The following is a 16,819-nucleotide window of genomic DNA, read 5'->3' as shown; positions in this document are numbered from 1 at the left end:
ATGGGCCAAAGGCGGCCCGCCTGATGATCGAGGAAGTGACACAGCCCGTCGCGACGGACACTCAACGTATCGCTTAGATCGCCTAAACGAATCGTCTAGGGACAGGCCGGCGGGCGAATGGCATCAGGACGCATAAGCTCGCGCGATTTGCGGGCGCCCGAGGAGCCAGATGACCGACCCCGCCGGCAACATCGCGCGTACCCCCAGCCTCGCCACGACGCAGGCGGTCGCGGCGCGGCTGCGCGAGGCGGCGAGCAGCGAGTTCCAGGCGCAGCATGTCGTCCCGGCGCGCGAGGGGCTGGTCTATCAGCAGCCGCAGCCGCCGATCCAGTTCGACCAGGTCGCGCCCGTGCCGCAGGGCATCGGCGGCGTAGGGGCGCCGGCGCCGCGCGAGCTCGCGCTGATGGCGGCCGACGTCTACAACGATGTCGCCAGCCCGCCGCCCGGCTATCGCGTCGCGAACGATGCCGATCTCGCCCGGCTCGGGCTCAGGACGCAGGATCTGTCCTCGCCGCAAAGCTCGTTCCGTGCCCGCGTCTATGTGAAGGGCGAGGGGGACGCGGCCGGTTATGTCGTCAGCTTCCGCGGCACCACCGACGCAAGCGACTGGAAGGCGAACCTGCACCAGGGCGTCGGCCTGCCCTCGGATCAATATGCCCATGCGCTGCTGATCGCGAAGGCGCTGGCGCGCAATCCCAACGTGAACGTGACGCTGACCGGCCATTCGCTGGGCGGCGGTCTTGCCTCGGCGGCCGCCCTGGGAAGCGGGCGCGACGCCGCGACCTTCAATGCCGCAGGCCTCAGCTCGGCGACGATCCAGCAGGCCGAGCAGATCCGTACCGCCGCCGGCATCGGCCGCGCGGCGGAGATCGCGGCCTTCTACGTCAAGGGCGAGGTGCTCTCGGCGGTGCAGGACGGCGGCGACCGCGTGGTCGGGGCGATCTTCGGCGGCGTGATTGGCGGTATCCTGGCCGACGCACCGGAGGCCTATGGCGCGCGCCACCCGCTCGACGCGGTACGGCCGGCGGGGACGCATTGGTATCAGGACAATCCGGTCGCGCGCCACGGCATGGACTGGATGCTGAGCAGCCTGCCGGCCAATTGATCGTTCTCCCGCCTCCGGGCTACAGCAGGGCATGACCAGCCGTCGTCTGACCGGCATCGCGGCGATGCTGGCGTTCACGCTCACCGGGGGATGCAGCATGGCTGCCAAGAGCGCCTGTTTCACCAAGCGAGCGGTGGTGCTGCCCGATCGCACGCGGGTGCTCGCCAACGTCAGCAACGGTGCGTCAGGGCGCACGCTGGCCGAGGCCGTGCTCGACGGGCGGATCGAGGATGCCCGCGCGATCATCGCGCGCGACCCGCGGCTGCTGACGACGGTGGTGACGCACGATCCGCGCATGACCACGCCGCCCGACGGCCAGTTCGGCGACCTGCTGACGCTGGCGGTGTCGCGCTGCGACAGGGACGGCATCGCGATGCTGCTCGAGGCTGGGATGCCGGCCAACGGCGTGCGACCGGGCAATGCGCTGACGCTGGCGCTGCTCGCCGACACGCCGGAGATGGCGGAGATGCTGTTCCAGGCCGGCGCCTCGCCCGATCCGCAACGGCTACCGGACGGCGAGGATGCGATGCGGCAGATGATCGCCTTCTCGCACATCGGCGGGGTGATGACCTTGCTCCGCCATGGTGCCGATCCGCGCTGGCACGACCAGTTCGGCATCGATCGGGTAAGGATGGCCATGGACGCCGAGCAGGCCGACATCGCCGAGCTGCTGGTCGGGAAGGGCGGGACGCTGTGGAGCGTCGCCGGCGACGGCAGCATGGCGGTGCACGAGCTGCTCACCGAGCCGGTGGCGTTCCGGACCGGCGAGCTCAAGGCGGCGCGGGCGCGGCTGGTGGAGCGCGCCAAGGCCAGCCCGATCGGCTGGCCGCCTCCCGACCGCGCGACGGTCAAGCGCATGGTCGCGTCAGGCGCCTGGCCGACGGCGGAGATGGCGCGCGCGGGGATGACGGTGGCGCCGGAGGTGCTCGCGAAGCTGCGGGGGAGCCACTAACGCATCGGCTGCCCGGCGGCCGACCAGAGCGCGTCGAAGGTCAGGTCGTCCACCGGCACCCGCTTCATCGTGCCGAACGGGGCGATGCCGGCACAATTAACGACCCTGACCGAATCCACCGCGCTGGCCTGCTCGGGCGCGATCGCCGCCTGATCGTCGGTCGCGACGATCGCCGGCACGCCGGGGCGTGCTCCTCTTCCGCGCGGCGGCGCGATCAGGAAGGTGCCGCGCGGCCCCGGCGCCAGCGAGGAGACATCGATCGTGCACACGCCGCCCTTGTCCGTCTGAGCGACGCCACGAACGTCGGCGCGCCGATTGCGGCCGACGTCGACCAGCAGATAGGAGGGCGCGAGCCGGAGCAGGACCCGGAGCGCCTGCGGCCAGCCGGGGTCGGCGGTGACGGCGGGCGTGATCGCCAGGCTTTCGCTGACGAACAAAGCCTTGCCGGTCAGCCGCGCGGAGGAGGGCACGGCTTGCGTCTCGCCAGATGATGCGGCGGCGGGAGCATTCGCCAAGGCGCGAACCAGCAACGGGATCATCGGGCCGGTGATCTCGGTCCGTCGCGTGCCCCTGCGCGCCACCAGCGCTGTCGGCAATGTCGCGCTGTCGAGCTGGGCGAGATCGTCGACCGCAATCTCGGCGCCCTCGAAGCGCGCGCCGGTCAGCGTCGCTCCCCAGAAAGAGAAGCCCTGAAAGACTGCATTGGAGAAGTCGGCGCCGGCGGCACTGATGCCCTGGCGGTCGAACGGGCAGCCGTCCGCCTCGGTCACGCCGCACTGGAAGCGGAAGCCCGAGAAATTGGCGCCGTCGATCTTCCAGCCGGACAGGCTCGCGTTCCAGCCGCCGTCGAGCCGTCCCCCGCGGAAGTCGGCGCGCGTGGCGTCGGCGCCGGCGAGCGTCGTCGTGCGGAACAGGACGCCCGGCATCACGGTGCCTGCCAGCTTGGCGCCCGAAAGATCGCTGACCATGAAGCCCATGCCGGGTGCATTGACGCCCCGCCAGTCGCTGTTCGCGAGCTTGCTACCGCGGAAGCAGATCGACGACAGTCGCGCCTTGCGGAAATCCCAGCCCGCGAAGTCGCCGCCGTCGATCACGATCACGCGGCCGTCCTTGGCGCGCTTGCGTAGCCGCTCGATCGCGCTGACCTTCCTCAGTGCCTTGCCGTCGACGGGTTCCGGCAGCGTCGCACCGGTCCCGTCGACCGCGCCCGCCTGCGCCGCGCAGCCGGCGGCGGCAACCGGGACGGGGGCGGCCTGCTGCGCGAATGACAAGGCGACGATGATCGATAGTCCGCTCATGGTTCCTCCCTGCTTCGACTCGTCGCACGATCATCGGCAGCGCGCCCTAAACGATTCGATTAGAGACACTTGGCCGTCGTCGTGACAGGTTCGCAGCGTAAGTCATGGAGGCGGAAATGGTCGAATCCGTTACGGCGACGCGCCCGCAGACCCTGAGCACCGGCGATACCTCCCGCTACACCGTCCAGCGCGGTGATACGCTGTCGCAGATCGCGGCGTCGCACGGCGTCTCGCTGAACGCGCTGATCGCGGCCAACCCGCAGATCCGCAACCCGAACCTGATCTTCGCCGGCCAGGCAGTGACGATCCCGGCCGGCGGGAGCGGCTCCGGCGGAACCTATACGGTGCAGCCGGGCGACACGCTCTCGGGCATCGCCCAGCGCTATGGGCTCGACTGGCACGGCCTCGCGCTCGACAACGGGCTCGCCAATCCGAACCTGATCTTCCCCGGGCAGACGCTCCGGCTCGACGGCGCATCCACACGCGGCACCGGCGGCACCGGCGAGGTCGACGCGCCGGGCGGCAGCGCCGGTGGACGCAACGCCGCCGACGTCGCCAAACAGTATCTCGGCCGCAACGCGAGCGACCTGCGCGGCGACCGCAGCGACAATCTGCCGATGAACGCCAACGTGCCGACCAACGTGTGCTGCGCGAACTTCGTGTCGGCGGTGCTGACCGAAGCGGGACAGCTTCCCGGCAACCTCCACACCGATTCGGTCGCGCAGCTCAACTCGACCCTGCGCTCGCGCGGCTGGACCGAGGTGAGCCCGCAGCAGGCACGGCCGGGCGACGTCGTCATCATCCAGGGCGGCGGCGTCTCGCACACCGAGATCTATGCCGGCAACGGCAAGATGATCGGATCGAACAACGTCAACGCCGACGGGTCGCAGAAGGTCAGCTACAACAACCTGTCCTGGGCACTGCAGCATGGCGCCAAGATCCTGCGCGCGCCGGCGAGCGCGCAGCCCAAGCCGGAAGCGACGGGCGGCACGCAGGGCAGTGGTAATGTCGGACAGCCGGCGGCGACCCGTCAGGGACGCATCGACCAGGCGATGAACTACTTCATGGGCCAGGGCTGGACCCGCGCCCAGGCGGCGGGGATCGTCGCCAACCTTGATGCCGAGAGCGGCATGGAGGCCAACATCCGCCAGCACGGCGGCGGGCCGGGCTACGGTCTCGCGCAATGGGAGGGGCCGCGCCAGGCGGACTTCCGCGCCTGGGCCGGGCACGACATCCAGAGCTCGACCTTCGAGGAGCAACTCCGCTTCGTGCAGCATGAGCTCACCACCTCGGAGCGGGGCGCCGGCAATCGGCTGCGGGGCGCGACGAGCGCCGCCGATGCCGGGGCGATCGTGTGCCGCTATTACGAGCGGCCTGCGAACATCGCCGGAGACTCGGCTCACCGCGCGCAGCTCGCCACGCGGATCTTCCAGAACTGATCCGGTGCTGGCGCTGCTGGTCTGGCTCACCGCCGCGCAGACGAGCGAGCAGGCGACGTGCGCGTTCGACACCGCGCCACCCGAATCCTGCACCGTGGCTTTCACCGTGCGCACCGACGGCACCACCGAATTGCGGGCGAAGGCTATCAAAGGCGAGCACCAGGCCGTGTTCATCGGCCGGCGGCAATCGGGCTGGTGGGCGGGCACGCTCGATGGCGCGGAGGCGATGGGGTATGAGCTCAACCGCGGCAACGTGACCTTCGCCACCCGCGCGCTCGACCGGACGTTCCAATATTACACCGCAGGTCACGAGCACGGCAGCTATTGACGCCGCCGCTCAGGGAAACAGCGCGCGCGGAGCCTTGTGCTTCGCCGGCCATTCGGCCCAGGCGACGTCGGTCGGGCCGATCCCGTAATCGACGACGCGCCAATGTCCCCCGGCACGCCGGAGCAGCGCTGCATAATCCTTCGACACCATGCCTTCCGATTCCGCCGAGGCGAGGGGCGTACCCGCGTAGGAGATCGGCCGGCCGCCGCTATCCTGCATCTCGGCGATCAGGAACGCCCAATCGCCGTCGCGGCGGAGGGTACGCACCTTGAACTTGACCGGCCTGCCGAGGTGCTGCGCGACGGGCTGGCGGGCGATGTCGAGAATCGCGGCGCGATCCGCCTCGGCGACCGTCACGGCCTGGGCGGAAGCGACGGTGAAACTCGGAAGGTCGGCGCCGGACATCATCGCCATCCCTATCATCTCCTAAGCGATTCGTTGAGAGCGCAAAGCTGCCGGACGCGCTATCTACGGCAGCATGTTGCAATTGCCGGACGAGTTAGGGCGATGATCAATCCCATCAACGGCGGGCGTGCCGACGCGGTCTCGCTGCGCGGCATCGAAGGCAAGCGCAGCGGCGGTGCCCAGGCCGCTGCGGCGATGAACACGATCAGTGCCCGCATCGCCGAGACGATGGCGCGCGAGCTGAAGCTGACACCGGTCGATCCGCGCGGCGGCTATGCCGGGGGCTCGGCGAGCGATGCCTATGGTATCGAGGAGATCGCGGCGGAGCTTTCCCGGTCGCTCGGCGGCAGCCCAGCCGATCAGGGTCGCCTGTCCCGGGCGCTGCACCAGTTCGCGGAAACGGTGGCGACGCTGGTCGCCGCGCGCCCGCTGAGCAGCACGGTGTCGAACGTCGTGTCCTCGCTGGGCGTCGACCTCAATGACGGGAAGCCTACGACCGAAGAGGCGCTGACGATGATCGAGGCGGCGACCGTCCGCCTGCGGCCGGACGGCTATTCATGACCGAGCCGGTCGGACTGTCGACGATCGGCGGCCTCGGCCCATCACTGCCTGAGGATGGCGCGATGGTGGCGAGCGTGGTGCTCGTCGACCCGATCGCGGCGCCCGCCGATAGCACCGCCGTGGTGCCAGTGGCGGCGGACATCGCCGTCTTCGTCGCGCCTTCATCCGATCTGCCGGCCATATCGGGCCCGCCCGCCTTCGAGGTGAAGGCGATTGCGATCGGCGGCATCCTGTTCGATCTGTCGGACGGTTATTCGCTGTCGATCGACGAGAGCCAGTCGGCAGTATTCGTCCTCAATGCGGCGACCGGGGAATCGCTGCTGGTCTGGGGCGCCGGGAACATCGCGCTCGACGGCGCGGACGCCGCGCGTTTCTGGGGCACCACCACCGTCGAGCTCGCCAACGGCACCAAGATCACGCTCGAGACCCAAGCGGACACCACGATCGCGGACCTTTACCGGCTCGACAAGCTGACGGTGACGCAGGGCGAGCGGGCGATGGTGATCACCGGCATATCGGAAGAGACTTTGGGCGACCTCAAGGTCGACCAGGGCCTCGATGGCGAGACGATCGACGACCAGACGCGCGACGGGCTCGTGATCGCGCGGGACGGCGACGGCTGGAGCGACGAGCTCGGCAACGCCGTCACCCAGGCGATCCTCGATCAGACCCGACCCGGCGCGCTCTATGGCCCCGGCAAGACGACCTTGAGTCTGGGCGAAATCTTCTCGATGCTTTTCCGGGCGGTGAGCTACGGTCAAGTCTCCTCACTGATCCTGACGACGAGCAAGAACCTTTCCGCCGACTTCGGCGGCCGCGATGCCGAGAATCGCATTCGGCGGACCCTTGCCCTCTATGCCGCCGGAACCGCGCGCCTGCCTGACGCCTGAACCCCGATCCGGCCGACCCTGACCTCGCGCCGGAGCAGCCGTTCGCCGAGCTGCTCGCTCCATTGCGCGGCGGTCGTCGGCGGTACGGCCGTGCCCGCGATCAGGACGACGTTGACCTGCCCGGCGGGGTCGCGCCCGAGCACCGCGCCCTCGATCCGGTAGTTGCCGAGCGGCAGCGCGAGATGAACCTCGGGCTCGGCACCGGTCTTCGCCACCTCGGCGATCGCGGCGGCGATGCGGTCGAGCTGGGCGTGGAAGGCGGGATCGACATCGCCGGCCGGGCTGGCCGTCTCCGCCACGGGTACGCCGACGAAATCGCGCGGCATGATCGCGGCGAAGGGGCCCGCGTCCGTCAATGGCTCCTTCTTGCTCCCGGCCGTTTTCGCGGAGGTGCGGGCGAGCGCGTCGGCGAAGGCGCGCTTCTGGGCCGGCATCGGCTCGGGCGCATCGGATCGCGTGCTCGGCACGGCACGCGGCGTGAAGGCGGCGGGCTTGGGAGCGGAGGGGGCCTGGGTCATCGCATGCTCATCCGGGGCATCATCACGGCATCGGCTTCGGCGCGATCCTCCGCGCGGCGGCGGTCGGCGCGGACCAGTGCCCGGCGATGGGTGGCGATCGCGTCGCTGCGGATCTGATGGCGGCCGACGGCGCGCACCGCTTCGGCGTGGGTCTGGTCGGCGACCGTACGCCGCGCCCGGGCATCTGCGAGCGCCGCGGCGGCGCCGGCAAGCCGCTCGATACAGCGATCGAGCCACAGCCGCGTCTGCCCGCACGCAGGCGTGGCGGCGAAGGCGCGGCGGGCTTCCGCTAGCGTTTCCCCGGCGGCGAGGTGCGCGGCCTGAGCGTCGTTAAGCTTGAGCGCTGCTTCCTCAGCCGCGGCACGCGCCTCAGTGGCGGCGCGGGTGAGGCGGAGCTCACGCACCTGCGCGACCCGCACCAGCTTGGCTCCGCCGGGGTCAGCGGCCATGGTCGATCTCCTCGAAGTTGCGCAGCCGCACCACCGTCTCGCCGAGCGCCGCATGATCGTCGCGGCGCTGGCGGAGGAAGGCGTCGATCGCCTTGCGCTCGGCGAGCGCGCGGTCGGCGAGCCGGTCGCGGCCGGACTCGTACTCACCCATCTGGACGAGTAGCTCGATCTCATCGAGCTTGGCCAGCATCGCGCGCAGCCCCTCGGCCGCGCGCTGCTGGGCGGGCGAAGCGAGCCTGGTGAACAGGCGAGACAGGCTGCCGAGCACATCGATCGCCGGATAATGGCCGCGCGCGGCGAGCTTGCGGGAGAGGACGATGTGGCCGTCGAGCAGCGAGCGCACCTCCTCGCCGATCGGATCGCCGTCCTCGTCCTCGAGCAGCACGGTATAGAGCGCGGTGATCGCCCCCGCTGCGCCGGCGCCAGTGCGCTCGAACAATCGCGGCAGCTCGGCGAACACCGATGGCGGGAAGCCGCGCCGCACCGCCGGTTCGCCCGCCGCGAGGCCGATCTCGCGCAGCGCGCGGGCGAAGCGGGTGACGCTGTCCATGAGGAGCAGCACATGCTTGCCCTCGTCGCGTAGCCCCTCCGCGATCGCGGTGGCGACATGGGCGGCGCGCACGCGCTCCATCGCCGGCCGGTCGGACGTGGCGACGATCACCACCGACCGCGCCAGCCCTTCCTCACCGAGCGTCTCCTCGACGAACTCGCGCACCTCGCGGCCGCGCTCGCCGATCATCGCGATGACGATCGCATCGGCCTTCGCCTGGCGCGCGAGGTTGGCGAGCAGCGTCGACTTGCCGACGCCGGCACTGGCGAAGATGCCGACGCGCTGGCCGATGCCGATGGTCAGCAGCCCGTCGATCGCGCGGATGCCCGTCTCCATCGCCTGGTCGACGGGATGACGTGTCATCGGGTTGGGAGCCGGGGCGCGGATCGGGCGATGGGTCGAGCGCTTGACCGGTCCCAGCGCGTCGAGCGGCTGCAGGCGCGCGTCGAGCACGCGGCCGAACATGTCGGCGCCATGGGGCGTGCGATCGTCGCCGCTGCGCAGGATCACGTCGCTGGCGAGCGACAGGCCGCGCAGGTCTCCGAGCGGCGTCAGGATCGCGTCGCCGTCGGCGAGGCCGATCACCTCGGCCCACAGCGTGAAACCGCTCTCGGGATCGACGATCTCGCAGCTCTCGCCGATCCGCGCGCGCACGCCGGTGACGCGCAACGTGGTGCCGAGCGCGCCGACGATGCGGCCGTGCTGCTCGAACATCGGCGCGGCATCGAGCGCGCGGACGAGCGAGAGCGTATCGGCGCCGGCCTTCATGGCTCGGTCACCCCCCAGCGCTTGGCGAGCGCGTCGAGCTGGACCGACAGGCTGGCGATCACCTGACCGGTGCTGGTCCGCATGTGGCAGTCGGTGGGCCCGAGCGCGGGATCGGCGGCGACGGTGACGTGCTCGAGTTCGGGCAGGCGGGCGGCGAGCGTGTCGGCCATCGTCGGCGCGACGGCGATCGCGACCGGGCCCTCGCCGGGCAGCCGCTCGAGCGTGCGCTCGACCATGCGGGTGACCAGGGTCTCGTCGTCGAGCTCGCCGATCACGGCACGCACGGCGGCATGGGCGGCTTCGGCGACGTCGGCGCGGCGCGCCTCGGTGTGCCGCTCTACCGCCGCGGCGAAGCCGGCGATCTGTTCGGCGAGCTGCTCCTCGACGGCCGCCCTGGCTTCGGCGAGACCCTCGGCATGACCGGTCGCGCGCGCGTGCTCGGCATCGGCGGCGGCGCGGTCGTGGATCGCGGAGGCCGTCTGGAGCAGCGCGACCGCATCGGTGAAGTCGCTCCGCTCCGCCCGCTTGATCACCGCGCAGTCGCTGCCGAGCAGCGCGCGGTCATCGGCATGGACGAGGTGGAAGGTCATGCCAGCGCTGCCACGATCGTGCTCGCGCGCATCGCGAGATTACGGGCCTGCGCGTCGTCGCGCGCGCCGGGGAAGCGGCCGGCGAAGGGGCCCGGCAGACCGGCATGGAGCAGGCCGCGACCTTCCGCGACGAGCTGGTCGGGGGCGGGCAGGGGCGCCTCGTCGAGCGGCGGCGACAGAGGCGTCTCGCAGGCGGCGTCCAGCAGATCCTCGCCCACTGTCGCGGCGAGCATCGCCAGCCGCGGACCCGAAAGCTCGGTATCGATTGCGCGGCGATGGCGCAGCAATGCGGCGAGGCAGGCGATCCGCTCCTGCCGCTCGGGCGGCTCGGTCAGCCAGTCGGGGACCTTGGCGAGGTCGGCGAAGCTCGGTCCCTCCGCGCCCGAGAGACGCCGGGCGAACCGCGCGCCGCGGCTGTCGCTCGCGGCCTCGGCGAGTGCGGCGTAGCGGCGGCGGCGTTCGGCGCCGTTCACGGTCGCACCGTATCCGGCAGCCCGCCCTTGGCCTTGGGCCGCCGCATCCGCCACAGCGCCCGTCCGGCGAAGACCAGCAGCAGCGTCGCCACGATCCCGGCGAGCACGCGGATCAGCGTCGTGACCGAGATCACGTCGTCGTTCTGCGGCACCATCGGCAGCGTCTGCGCCGGCACCATCACCACCGAAACGCGGTCATAGGTCAGCCCGTCGATCGAATTGGTGACGAGCGACTTGATCGCCCCGGTCTGGCTGCGCAGGTCGAAGCCCGTGCGGTACTTGACGAACACCGACGCCGCCGAGGGCTTGGCCTCGCGCGACAGCGGGTCGGCCTCGGGCATGGTCAGGTGGACGCGGGCCTGGACGACACCGTCGATGTCGCTGATCGTACGGCTCAGCTCCTGCGACAGGCCGTAGATCAGCCGGGCGCGCTCCTCGAGCGGGGTCGAGGTGAACCCCTCCTTCTTGAACACGGAGCCCAGCGAATCATACTGCTCGTGCGGCAGGCCATGGGCACGCAGCGTCTCGACCGCGCGGGCGAAGTCAGCCTGGTCGACGGCGACGCTCCAATTGTCCTTCTCGCCATGGACCTTGCTCGCCGCGATGCCCGCCTGGTTCAGCACCGCGATCATCTCGTTGGCCGCCGGCTCGGTCAGCTTGCCATAGACCTCCTGCTTGCTGCACCCGCCGAGCACGGCGAGCCCGAGCAGCAGGGGGGCGGCGGCCAGGCGCAGCGTGCGGCTCATTGCTGCTTGAACAATTGCTGCACGCCGTCCGAGCTGCGGTTGGCGATGTTGGAGGTGAGCTGCGCCTGGAACATGAATTCCTGGCACTTCATGGTGAGCTGGACGATCTCGCCCGGCGTCAGCTGCCCGCCGCTCGCCTCGGCCGCCTGGGCATAATCGGAGACCGAGCGCGCCTGGACGTTCACCTGGTCGAGCGCGGCGAACATCCCCTTGAGCGGTCCCGGAAGCGATCCGACCGGCACCGTGCCCTCGACGCCGCCGAGTTTCTCGATCGCCTGCTGGAACCGCGCCTCGGCCTGCGGGCTGATCGCCGCACCACCGCCGCCCGGCGGCAGCAGCTCCATCGCGCGCTGGCCCTCGGCCCCGCCGCCGGCCAGCGCGGAAGCGGCGGCGGCGATTGCTTCGACGCTCATGATCAGCTCTTCCGCGCCATCGTCTCGAGCGCCTTGGAGACGCTGTCGAGCGAGGTGTGCGAGCTGTTGGCCATGAAGCTCATCCGCATCGATTCGGTGGTGAGCGCGGTGATGTCCGACGGCTTGTCGCCGCCCTGCGAGACGACGTCGGCCTGGTTGGTGATCACGTCGGCCTGGGTATCGAGCGCCTTGCCCCAGGCGTTGGCGAACGCCTCGAACCAGTTGCTCTGGCCGCCCTCGTGGATCTCGTTCGAGTTCATCAGGCCCATCGAGGCCATGGAGCGCATCATCGCGCTGTTGATCGGGTTCGTCATGATTGCGTCCCTCGCTTGGCTGTGCCGCCCGTCTCAGATGCCACTCCCGGGGCGGGCGGCGTCCCGTTCCCCAGGATGAGTTCCTCGACCCGCCCGTCGCGCTCGAAGCTGACGCGGCCGTTGCCGATGGCGATGATCTTGTGCCCGGTCGGCACCTGCGCCCCGGCGAACCAGCGCGTGCCGTCGGCGGTTGTGATGTAGCCGGGCGACCCGTCGACGAAGGTCGCGAGGCCATATTCGGAGCCCGAGAAGAAATATTGCAGGTCGCGGTCGCCGCGCGCGTTGTCGGTGGTGAAGGCGACGCGGGTGACGCCGGGCACGTCGGCCTGGATCAGCTTGGCGAGCTCGGTCTGGCGGTCGCCGGGCAGATACTCGGCGGTGACGAGCAGGCTGTTGCCGCGCATCGGCCTGGCCTCGCCGTCGATGCCCTGCGTGCGGAGCAGGTCGGTGGCGGAGGCGGCGAGCGCCTGCATCGAATCGACGTCGATCGTGGCCGCGCCGATCCGCTCGGCGACCACCATGCGCAGCCGGGCGAGTTCGGCGTCGTCCTTGACGATGCCGGTGATGATCGGGCCGCTCGGGCTGTCGCTGACCTTGAGCGCGCTGAAGCCGGATGCGGCGAGCACCGCGCGGTCGGCATCGGGATTGTGGAACTGGCCGCCGATCCAGCGGATGGTCGGTCCGGCCAATGCCACGAGCAGCAGCAGGGCCGCGGCGACGGCCGCATAGACCGGCCAGCGCCGCTCGATCGAAAGCGCGTCGCGCATCGGGTAGAAGCGGGTCGCGACCCGCTCGGTCAGCGCGGCGCGCTGCGACTCGAGCGGCACGGCTGCCTCGCCCGCCGGCGCGATCGTCGTCGACAGGCGGGCGGTCTCTTCCCACCGCTCCGAGGCAGGATCGCCGATCGCCACGGCGAAGCCACCGAGCGTCATCGGCACATAGGCCGGCAGCGCCGTCTCCTCGCCGGCAGCGACCGGCCGGCCCAACAGGCCGACCTGACCCGCGATCACCCGCACCGTCGCCACCTCGTCGCCGAGGTGCAGCTCCAGCGACAGCCCGCGCGTCGATGGGTCGCGCAGCACGATGTCGTGGTCGAAGCCGTGCCCGACCCGCACGAACTTGCCCGGATGCAGACGGTGCTCGGCGCCTTCGAGGCGCCCGTTCAGCACCCGCAGCACCACCGCGGCGAGCTTCAGCGGGGCGAACGGCGCATTCACCTTTTGGCCCTCCGCTTGCCCTTGCTCAGCGCCTGGAGCTGCTCGAGCGGGATCGGCTGGGTCTCGGCGGTGGGCTGGAAGGCGGCGCCGTTCGCGGCGACCGTCTGGCGCTGCGACAGGATGCGCGGCGTGATCAGGAACAGCCGCTCGATATGCTGCGTGCCCTTGCTGCGCTTGCGGAACGCCTGGCCGACGATCGGGATGTCGCCGACGCCCGGCACCTTCGACTTGTAGTCGTAGTTGGTCTCGACGGTCATGCCGCCGATCAGCAGGCTCTCGCCCTGCTTGACCACCGCGCTGGTGTTGATGCTCGACTGCTTCACCGCGGGGATGCCGTCGACGATCATCCCGCTCGGCGAGCCGTCGAGGATCTCGATCGCCAGCCGCGTGCGCAGCTCGCCGCCGTCGTAGAGGATCGACGGGTTGATCCGCATCACCATGCCGGCGGTCACCGGGAACAGATCGACCTGCCGGTCGCCGGCGACGCGGACGTAATATTGCACCTGGTTGTTGAACACCGCGGGGATGTTGTTGAGCGTCGACAGCCGCGGCCGCGAGACCACGCTCAGCACGCCGGCCTTCTCCAGCGCGGTGATGCGCACCGCGAACAGATCGAGCCCGCCCGTGAGGTAGGTCGCGCCGAAGTTGGGCGCCGAGAAATTGTCGGTGGGGTTCGACTGCTTGCCCCCGAACAACGCCGCGAAACCGCCGGTGCGAAGGCCGAAGTCGAGCCCCAGGTCCTTGAGCCGGTTGGTGTCGAGCTCGAGGATCGTCGCCTCGATCTCGACGCCGCGCGGCTCGACGTCGAGCGCCTTCACGATGTCCTCGTAGACGGTCATCGATTCGGGGCGGTCGCGGACCAGCACGGCGTTGTTGGTCGGATCGACCTCGACGCGGGGGCCGTTGACGTCGCGCGGCTCCGCCTTCTCGATGACGACGGTGTCGAAGCCGGGCGTGCCCTGCTGGTCGAAGCTGCGCTGCGATTCGTCGGGCGGCACCGCGTTGAGCCCGCGCCCGCCGAGCCGCGGCATCGACTGGCGCTGGATGTCGAAGTTGCCGCTGGTCGAGACGGTGTTCGAAGGACGCCCGTCCCCCATCATCCCGCGCAGGATCGAGGCGACGCCGGGAATGACGACGGTGCGGTCGTAGCTCTTCTGGATCGTGTCATCGGCGCGGGCATAGCGCAGGTAGAAGATGCGCACCTCATAGGGCGAACGCGCGGTGGCGGCCGTCAGCACCCGCGAGCGCAGCGGCACCGCGGAGACCGTGCCCATCGGCGCAGGGCCGTTCAGCAGCGGCGACACGATTCCCGCGCTCGGGGCGGTGGCGGACGCGGGGATCATCGCCGGCTTGGCGCCCGATCCCGCCAGTTGCGCGACCCGGTCGAGGAAGGCGGGGACGCCGGTCGCGCTCACCGCGTTGGTGCTCGCCGCGACCGAGTTCGCCCCGTCGACGATCCGCATCCGCTGCGCGTCCTGCACCACTGCCGCCGGATCGGCGGCGGCGAAGCTCTTCGACTGGATCTCACCGCCGGTGTACACGCGGACGACCGCGCCGTCGTAATAGGCGACCAGGTTGAATGCGCGGGACAGCTGCGCCCAGATCGTCCTGGGCGTGCCGACGAACACGCCGTTGATCTTGCCGTTGATCGCCGAGCTGGTCTTCACCCTGAGGCCCGCCTGGCCGAACAGGTCGGCGATGGCGGCATCGACGCGCTGGTTGCGCGCGGTGAGGGTGACGGTCTTCTCGGGGAAGGGAGGCGTGTCGGCCAGCGCCGGCGTCGACGACGCCAGCACGGCCGAGGCCAGAAGCAGCAGGGACCGCCGCGGGATTCGCATCATTCGGCAAACTCTCTTTGCGCCTGGTCGGCCAGGCTCTCTGGTGCGGAATTGAGCTCCCCGACGATGTCGAGCGGCACCGCGGGATTGAGCTCGTTGAAGGAGATGACGGGCACGTCGAACAGGTCCCCGGCGATCAGCAGCCGCAGCGGCCGCCGGAGGTCCTGCGCGGTCAGGATCGCGCGTGCCCCGCTCGCCTCGACCTGCTCGGCGAGCAGGGCGTTGAGCGCCCGCATCTGGTGCGGGTTGATCGCGAGGCGCATCTGCCCGTCGACGGGCGTCAACGTGTGGCGGATGATCTCCTCGAGATTGCTGCCGACGATCAGCACGCGCAGCCGCCCCGCCACGCACAGCGGCGCGATCAGGTGGCGGCGCATCGCGATGCGCACGCGCTCGGCCATCGGGATCGCCTCGCGCTCGTACTGGCCGACCTCGCCGATCGCCTCGACGGCGTCGCGGAAGTTGCGGAGCGGCACCTTCTCCTCGACGAGCAGGCGCAGCACCTCGCCGATGCGCCCGGTCGGCACCGCGCGCACCGCTTCCTTGACCACTTCGGGATGGCTCTCGCCGAGCCGGTTGAGCTGGTCGGTGACTTCCTGGAGGCCGAGGAACAGTCCGAGGTTGCGTTCCAGCAGCCGCTCGACCTGGCCGGCGACGCGCGGCGCGAACTCGTCGTCCTCGACCACGCCGCCGCCGAGCGGCGCGTCGTGCGCGACCAGCGCCCAGCCGCCGGCCGGCATCGCCGGACCGGTGTCGGCGACGATGCGCAGGTCCGGAACGGCGACGCCGCTGCGCTCCTGCAGCGCGGCGATACCGGTGCGGACGCGGTCCGCCAGCGCGGCGAACACTGGCGAATCGGCGGGCGCGCCGATCGTGAGCCGCAGCGGATCGAGTCGCGGCAGCGCCTGTGCCGCAATCATCGTCTCGCCAGTGATCGCCGCGGGCGTGCCGCTCTCCATCCCGAGTCGCGCGCGCACCCAGCGGCCCGAGGTCGGATGCGACAGCGTACCCCCGATCAGCAGCGCGGCGGCGAGCGCGAAGAACACCAGCGTCGGGAAGCCCGGCACGAGCCCGAGCAGGATCGACAGCGCGCCCGCGATCAGCAGCACGTGCGGCTTGCCCGAGATCTGCCGCGCGATGGCGGGGCCGAGGTCGCGGTCGCGATCCTCGTCGGTGGTGCGCGTGACCAGCAGGCCCGCCGCCATCGCCGAGAACAGCGCCGGCACCTGCGCGACCAGCCCGTCGCCGATCGTCAGGATCGAGAAGGTCGCCGCCGCCTCCGACACCGACAGCCCGTGGTAGAGCATCCCGACCGCGAGCCCGCCGAGCAGGTTGACCAGCACGATCACGATCGAGGCGATGGCATCGCCCTTCACGAACTTCATCGCACCGTCGAGGCTGCCGTGGAGCTTGCTCTCCAGCTCGAGCGTGCGCCGCTTCTCGCGCGCCTCGTCCTTGCTGAGGATACCGGACCTGAGGTCGCTGTCGATCGACAGCTGCTTGCCCGGCATCGCGTCGAGGCTGAAGCGCGCCGCCACCTCGGCGACGCGCTCGGCGCCCTTGGAGATGACGATGAACTGGACGACGGTGATGATCAGGAACACCACCAGCCCGACCACGAGGTTGCCGCCCGCCACCATCTCGCCGAAGCGTTGGATGATCGAGCCGCCGTCCATCGTCGTCAGGATCATGCGCGTGGTCGAGATGCTGATCGCCAGCCGGAACAGCGTCGACAGCAGCAGCACGGTCGGGAAGGTCGAGAAATCGAGCGGCTTGGTGATGTAGACCGAGCTCAGCAGCAGCAGGATGCCGACGGTCATGTTGATGGCGATGAAGATGTCGAGCGCCAGCGGCGGCATCGGCAGGATCATCAGCATGACGACCGTCACCAGCGCGCCGACCAGCAGCACGTCGGCGGTGCGAATCGGCAGGCGCAATCGGCGGAAGGGCAGTGCGCTGGCCATC

At 70.4% G+C, this 16,819-nt stretch carries 19 protein-coding genes; 6 read left to right on the top strand and 13 right to left on the bottom strand.

The features are described 5' to 3' along the window. Positions 1-169: 169 nt before the first annotated feature. Together AC2YHA_RS10270 and AC2YHA_RS10265 are read left to right on the top strand one after the other, a co-directional pair. Positions 170-1,105 (top strand): Tle-like phospholipase domain-containing protein, encoded by a 936-nt coding sequence (locus tag AC2YHA_RS10270; protein ID WP_487401419.1) that lies wholly within the window; start codon positions 170-172, stop codon positions 1,103-1,105. A 31-nt stretch (positions 1,106-1,136) separates the two neighbouring features. After that, positions 1,137-2,057 (top strand): ankyrin repeat domain-containing protein, encoded by a 921-nt coding sequence (locus AC2YHA_RS10265; protein ID WP_487401418.1) that lies wholly within the window; start codon positions 1,137-1,139, stop codon positions 2,055-2,057. On the opposite strand, the gene AC2YHA_RS10260 is transcribed toward AC2YHA_RS10265, so the two are convergent. Then, the gene (locus AC2YHA_RS10260; protein ID WP_487401417.1) at positions 2,054-3,355 is read right to left on the bottom strand and encodes a pentapeptide repeat-containing protein; all 1,302 of its coding nucleotides are present in this window, start codon (positions 3,353-3,355) and stop codon (positions 2,054-2,056) included. The two genes, AC2YHA_RS10265 and AC2YHA_RS10260, sit on opposite strands and share 4 nt — an antisense overlap. Positions 3,356-3,471: 116 nt before the next feature. On the opposite strand from AC2YHA_RS10260, the gene AC2YHA_RS10255 reads away from it, so the two are divergent. Together AC2YHA_RS10255 and AC2YHA_RS10250 are read left to right on the top strand one after the other, a co-directional pair. Continuing rightward, positions 3,472-4,794, top strand: coding sequence for a phage tail tip lysozyme (locus tag AC2YHA_RS10255; RefSeq protein WP_487401416.1), 1,323 nt, complete (start codon positions 3,472-3,474; stop codon positions 4,792-4,794). Positions 4,795-4,798: 4 nt separating this feature from the next. Beyond that, a complete protein-coding gene (locus tag AC2YHA_RS10250) occupies positions 4,799-5,122 on the top strand; it encodes a hypothetical protein (protein ID WP_233785497.1) in 324 nt (107 codons plus the stop codon). Between the two features lie 9 nt (positions 5,123-5,131). Here the strand turns inward: AC2YHA_RS10250 and AC2YHA_RS10245 are convergent, their stop codons facing one another. Next, positions 5,132-5,536 (bottom strand): hypothetical protein, encoded by a 405-nt coding sequence (locus tag AC2YHA_RS10245; RefSeq protein ID WP_487401415.1) that lies wholly within the window; start codon positions 5,534-5,536, stop codon positions 5,132-5,134. A 93-nt stretch (positions 5,537-5,629) separates the two neighbouring features. On the opposite strand from AC2YHA_RS10245, the gene AC2YHA_RS10240 reads away from it, so the two are divergent. After that, on the top strand, positions 5,630-6,088 hold the full coding sequence (locus tag AC2YHA_RS10240; protein ID WP_487401414.1) for a hypothetical protein: 459 nt from the start codon (positions 5,630-5,632) through the stop codon (positions 6,086-6,088). Next, a complete protein-coding gene (locus AC2YHA_RS10235) occupies positions 6,085-6,978 on the top strand; it encodes a DUF1521 domain-containing protein (protein ID WP_487401413.1) in 894 nt (297 codons plus the stop codon). The genes AC2YHA_RS10240 and AC2YHA_RS10235 overlap by 4 nt, the downstream gene beginning before the upstream one ends. On the opposite strand, the gene AC2YHA_RS10230 is transcribed toward AC2YHA_RS10235, so the two are convergent. From AC2YHA_RS10230 to AC2YHA_RS10180, 11 genes are read right to left on the bottom strand one after another with little or no spacing between them, the layout of a single operon-like run. Next, the gene (locus AC2YHA_RS10230) at positions 6,942-7,496 is read right to left on the bottom strand and encodes a hypothetical protein (RefSeq protein WP_487401412.1); all 555 of its coding nucleotides are present in this window, start codon (positions 7,494-7,496) and stop codon (positions 6,942-6,944) included. The two genes, AC2YHA_RS10235 and AC2YHA_RS10230, sit on opposite strands and share 37 nt — an antisense overlap. Beyond that, a complete protein-coding gene (locus AC2YHA_RS10225; RefSeq protein WP_487401411.1) occupies positions 7,493-7,945 on the bottom strand; it encodes a hypothetical protein in 453 nt (150 codons plus the stop codon). Before AC2YHA_RS10225 ends, AC2YHA_RS10230 begins: the two co-directional genes overlap by 4 nt. Further along, entirely contained in the window at positions 7,935-9,263 is a 1,329-nt protein-coding gene (locus tag AC2YHA_RS10220) for a FliI/YscN family ATPase (RefSeq protein WP_487401410.1), read from the bottom strand. Before AC2YHA_RS10220 ends, AC2YHA_RS10225 begins: the two co-directional genes overlap by 11 nt. After that, a complete protein-coding gene (locus AC2YHA_RS10215) occupies positions 9,260-9,853 on the bottom strand; it encodes a FliH/SctL family protein (RefSeq protein WP_487401409.1) in 594 nt (197 codons plus the stop codon). Before AC2YHA_RS10215 ends, AC2YHA_RS10220 begins: the two co-directional genes overlap by 4 nt. Continuing rightward, complete coding sequence (locus AC2YHA_RS10210) at positions 9,850-10,326, bottom strand: hypothetical protein (RefSeq protein ID WP_487401408.1); 477 nt, start codon at positions 10,324-10,326, stop codon at positions 9,850-9,852. The genes AC2YHA_RS10215 and AC2YHA_RS10210 overlap by 4 nt, the downstream gene beginning before the upstream one ends. Beyond that, a complete protein-coding gene (gene sctJ, locus AC2YHA_RS10205) occupies positions 10,323-11,072 on the bottom strand; it encodes a type III secretion system inner membrane ring lipoprotein SctJ (protein ID WP_487401407.1) in 750 nt (249 codons plus the stop codon). The genes AC2YHA_RS10210 and sctJ overlap by 4 nt, the downstream gene beginning before the upstream one ends. Then, on the bottom strand, positions 11,069-11,485 hold the full coding sequence (locus AC2YHA_RS10200) for a hypothetical protein (RefSeq protein WP_487401406.1): 417 nt from the start codon (positions 11,483-11,485) through the stop codon (positions 11,069-11,071). Before AC2YHA_RS10200 ends, sctJ begins: the two co-directional genes overlap by 4 nt. Before the next feature lie 2 nt (positions 11,486-11,487). Beyond that, positions 11,488-11,799 carry a hypothetical protein gene (locus AC2YHA_RS10195; protein ID WP_487401405.1) on the bottom strand — a complete coding sequence of 104 codons (312 nt, stop codon included), beginning with the start codon at positions 11,797-11,799 and terminating at the stop codon, positions 11,488-11,490. Beyond that, complete coding sequence (locus tag AC2YHA_RS10190; protein ID WP_487401404.1) at positions 11,796-13,016, bottom strand: hypothetical protein; 1,221 nt, start codon at positions 13,014-13,016, stop codon at positions 11,796-11,798. Before AC2YHA_RS10190 ends, AC2YHA_RS10195 begins: the two co-directional genes overlap by 4 nt. Next, entirely contained in the window at positions 13,013-14,857 is a 1,845-nt protein-coding gene (sctC, locus tag AC2YHA_RS10185; protein WP_487401403.1) for a type III secretion system outer membrane ring subunit SctC, read from the bottom strand. Before sctC ends, AC2YHA_RS10190 begins: the two co-directional genes overlap by 4 nt. Then, positions 14,854-16,818, bottom strand: a complete 1,965-nt coding sequence (locus AC2YHA_RS10180; protein WP_487401402.1) for an FHIPEP family type III secretion protein — start codon at positions 16,816-16,818, stop codon at positions 14,854-14,856. The genes sctC and AC2YHA_RS10180 overlap by 4 nt, the downstream gene beginning before the upstream one ends. Between the last annotated feature and the right edge of the window lies 1 nt (position 16,819).

It is taken from the genome of Sphingomonas sp. SRI_018, from assembly GCF_057586275.1.
This window is presented reverse-complemented; position numbering and strand designations above follow the sequence as displayed.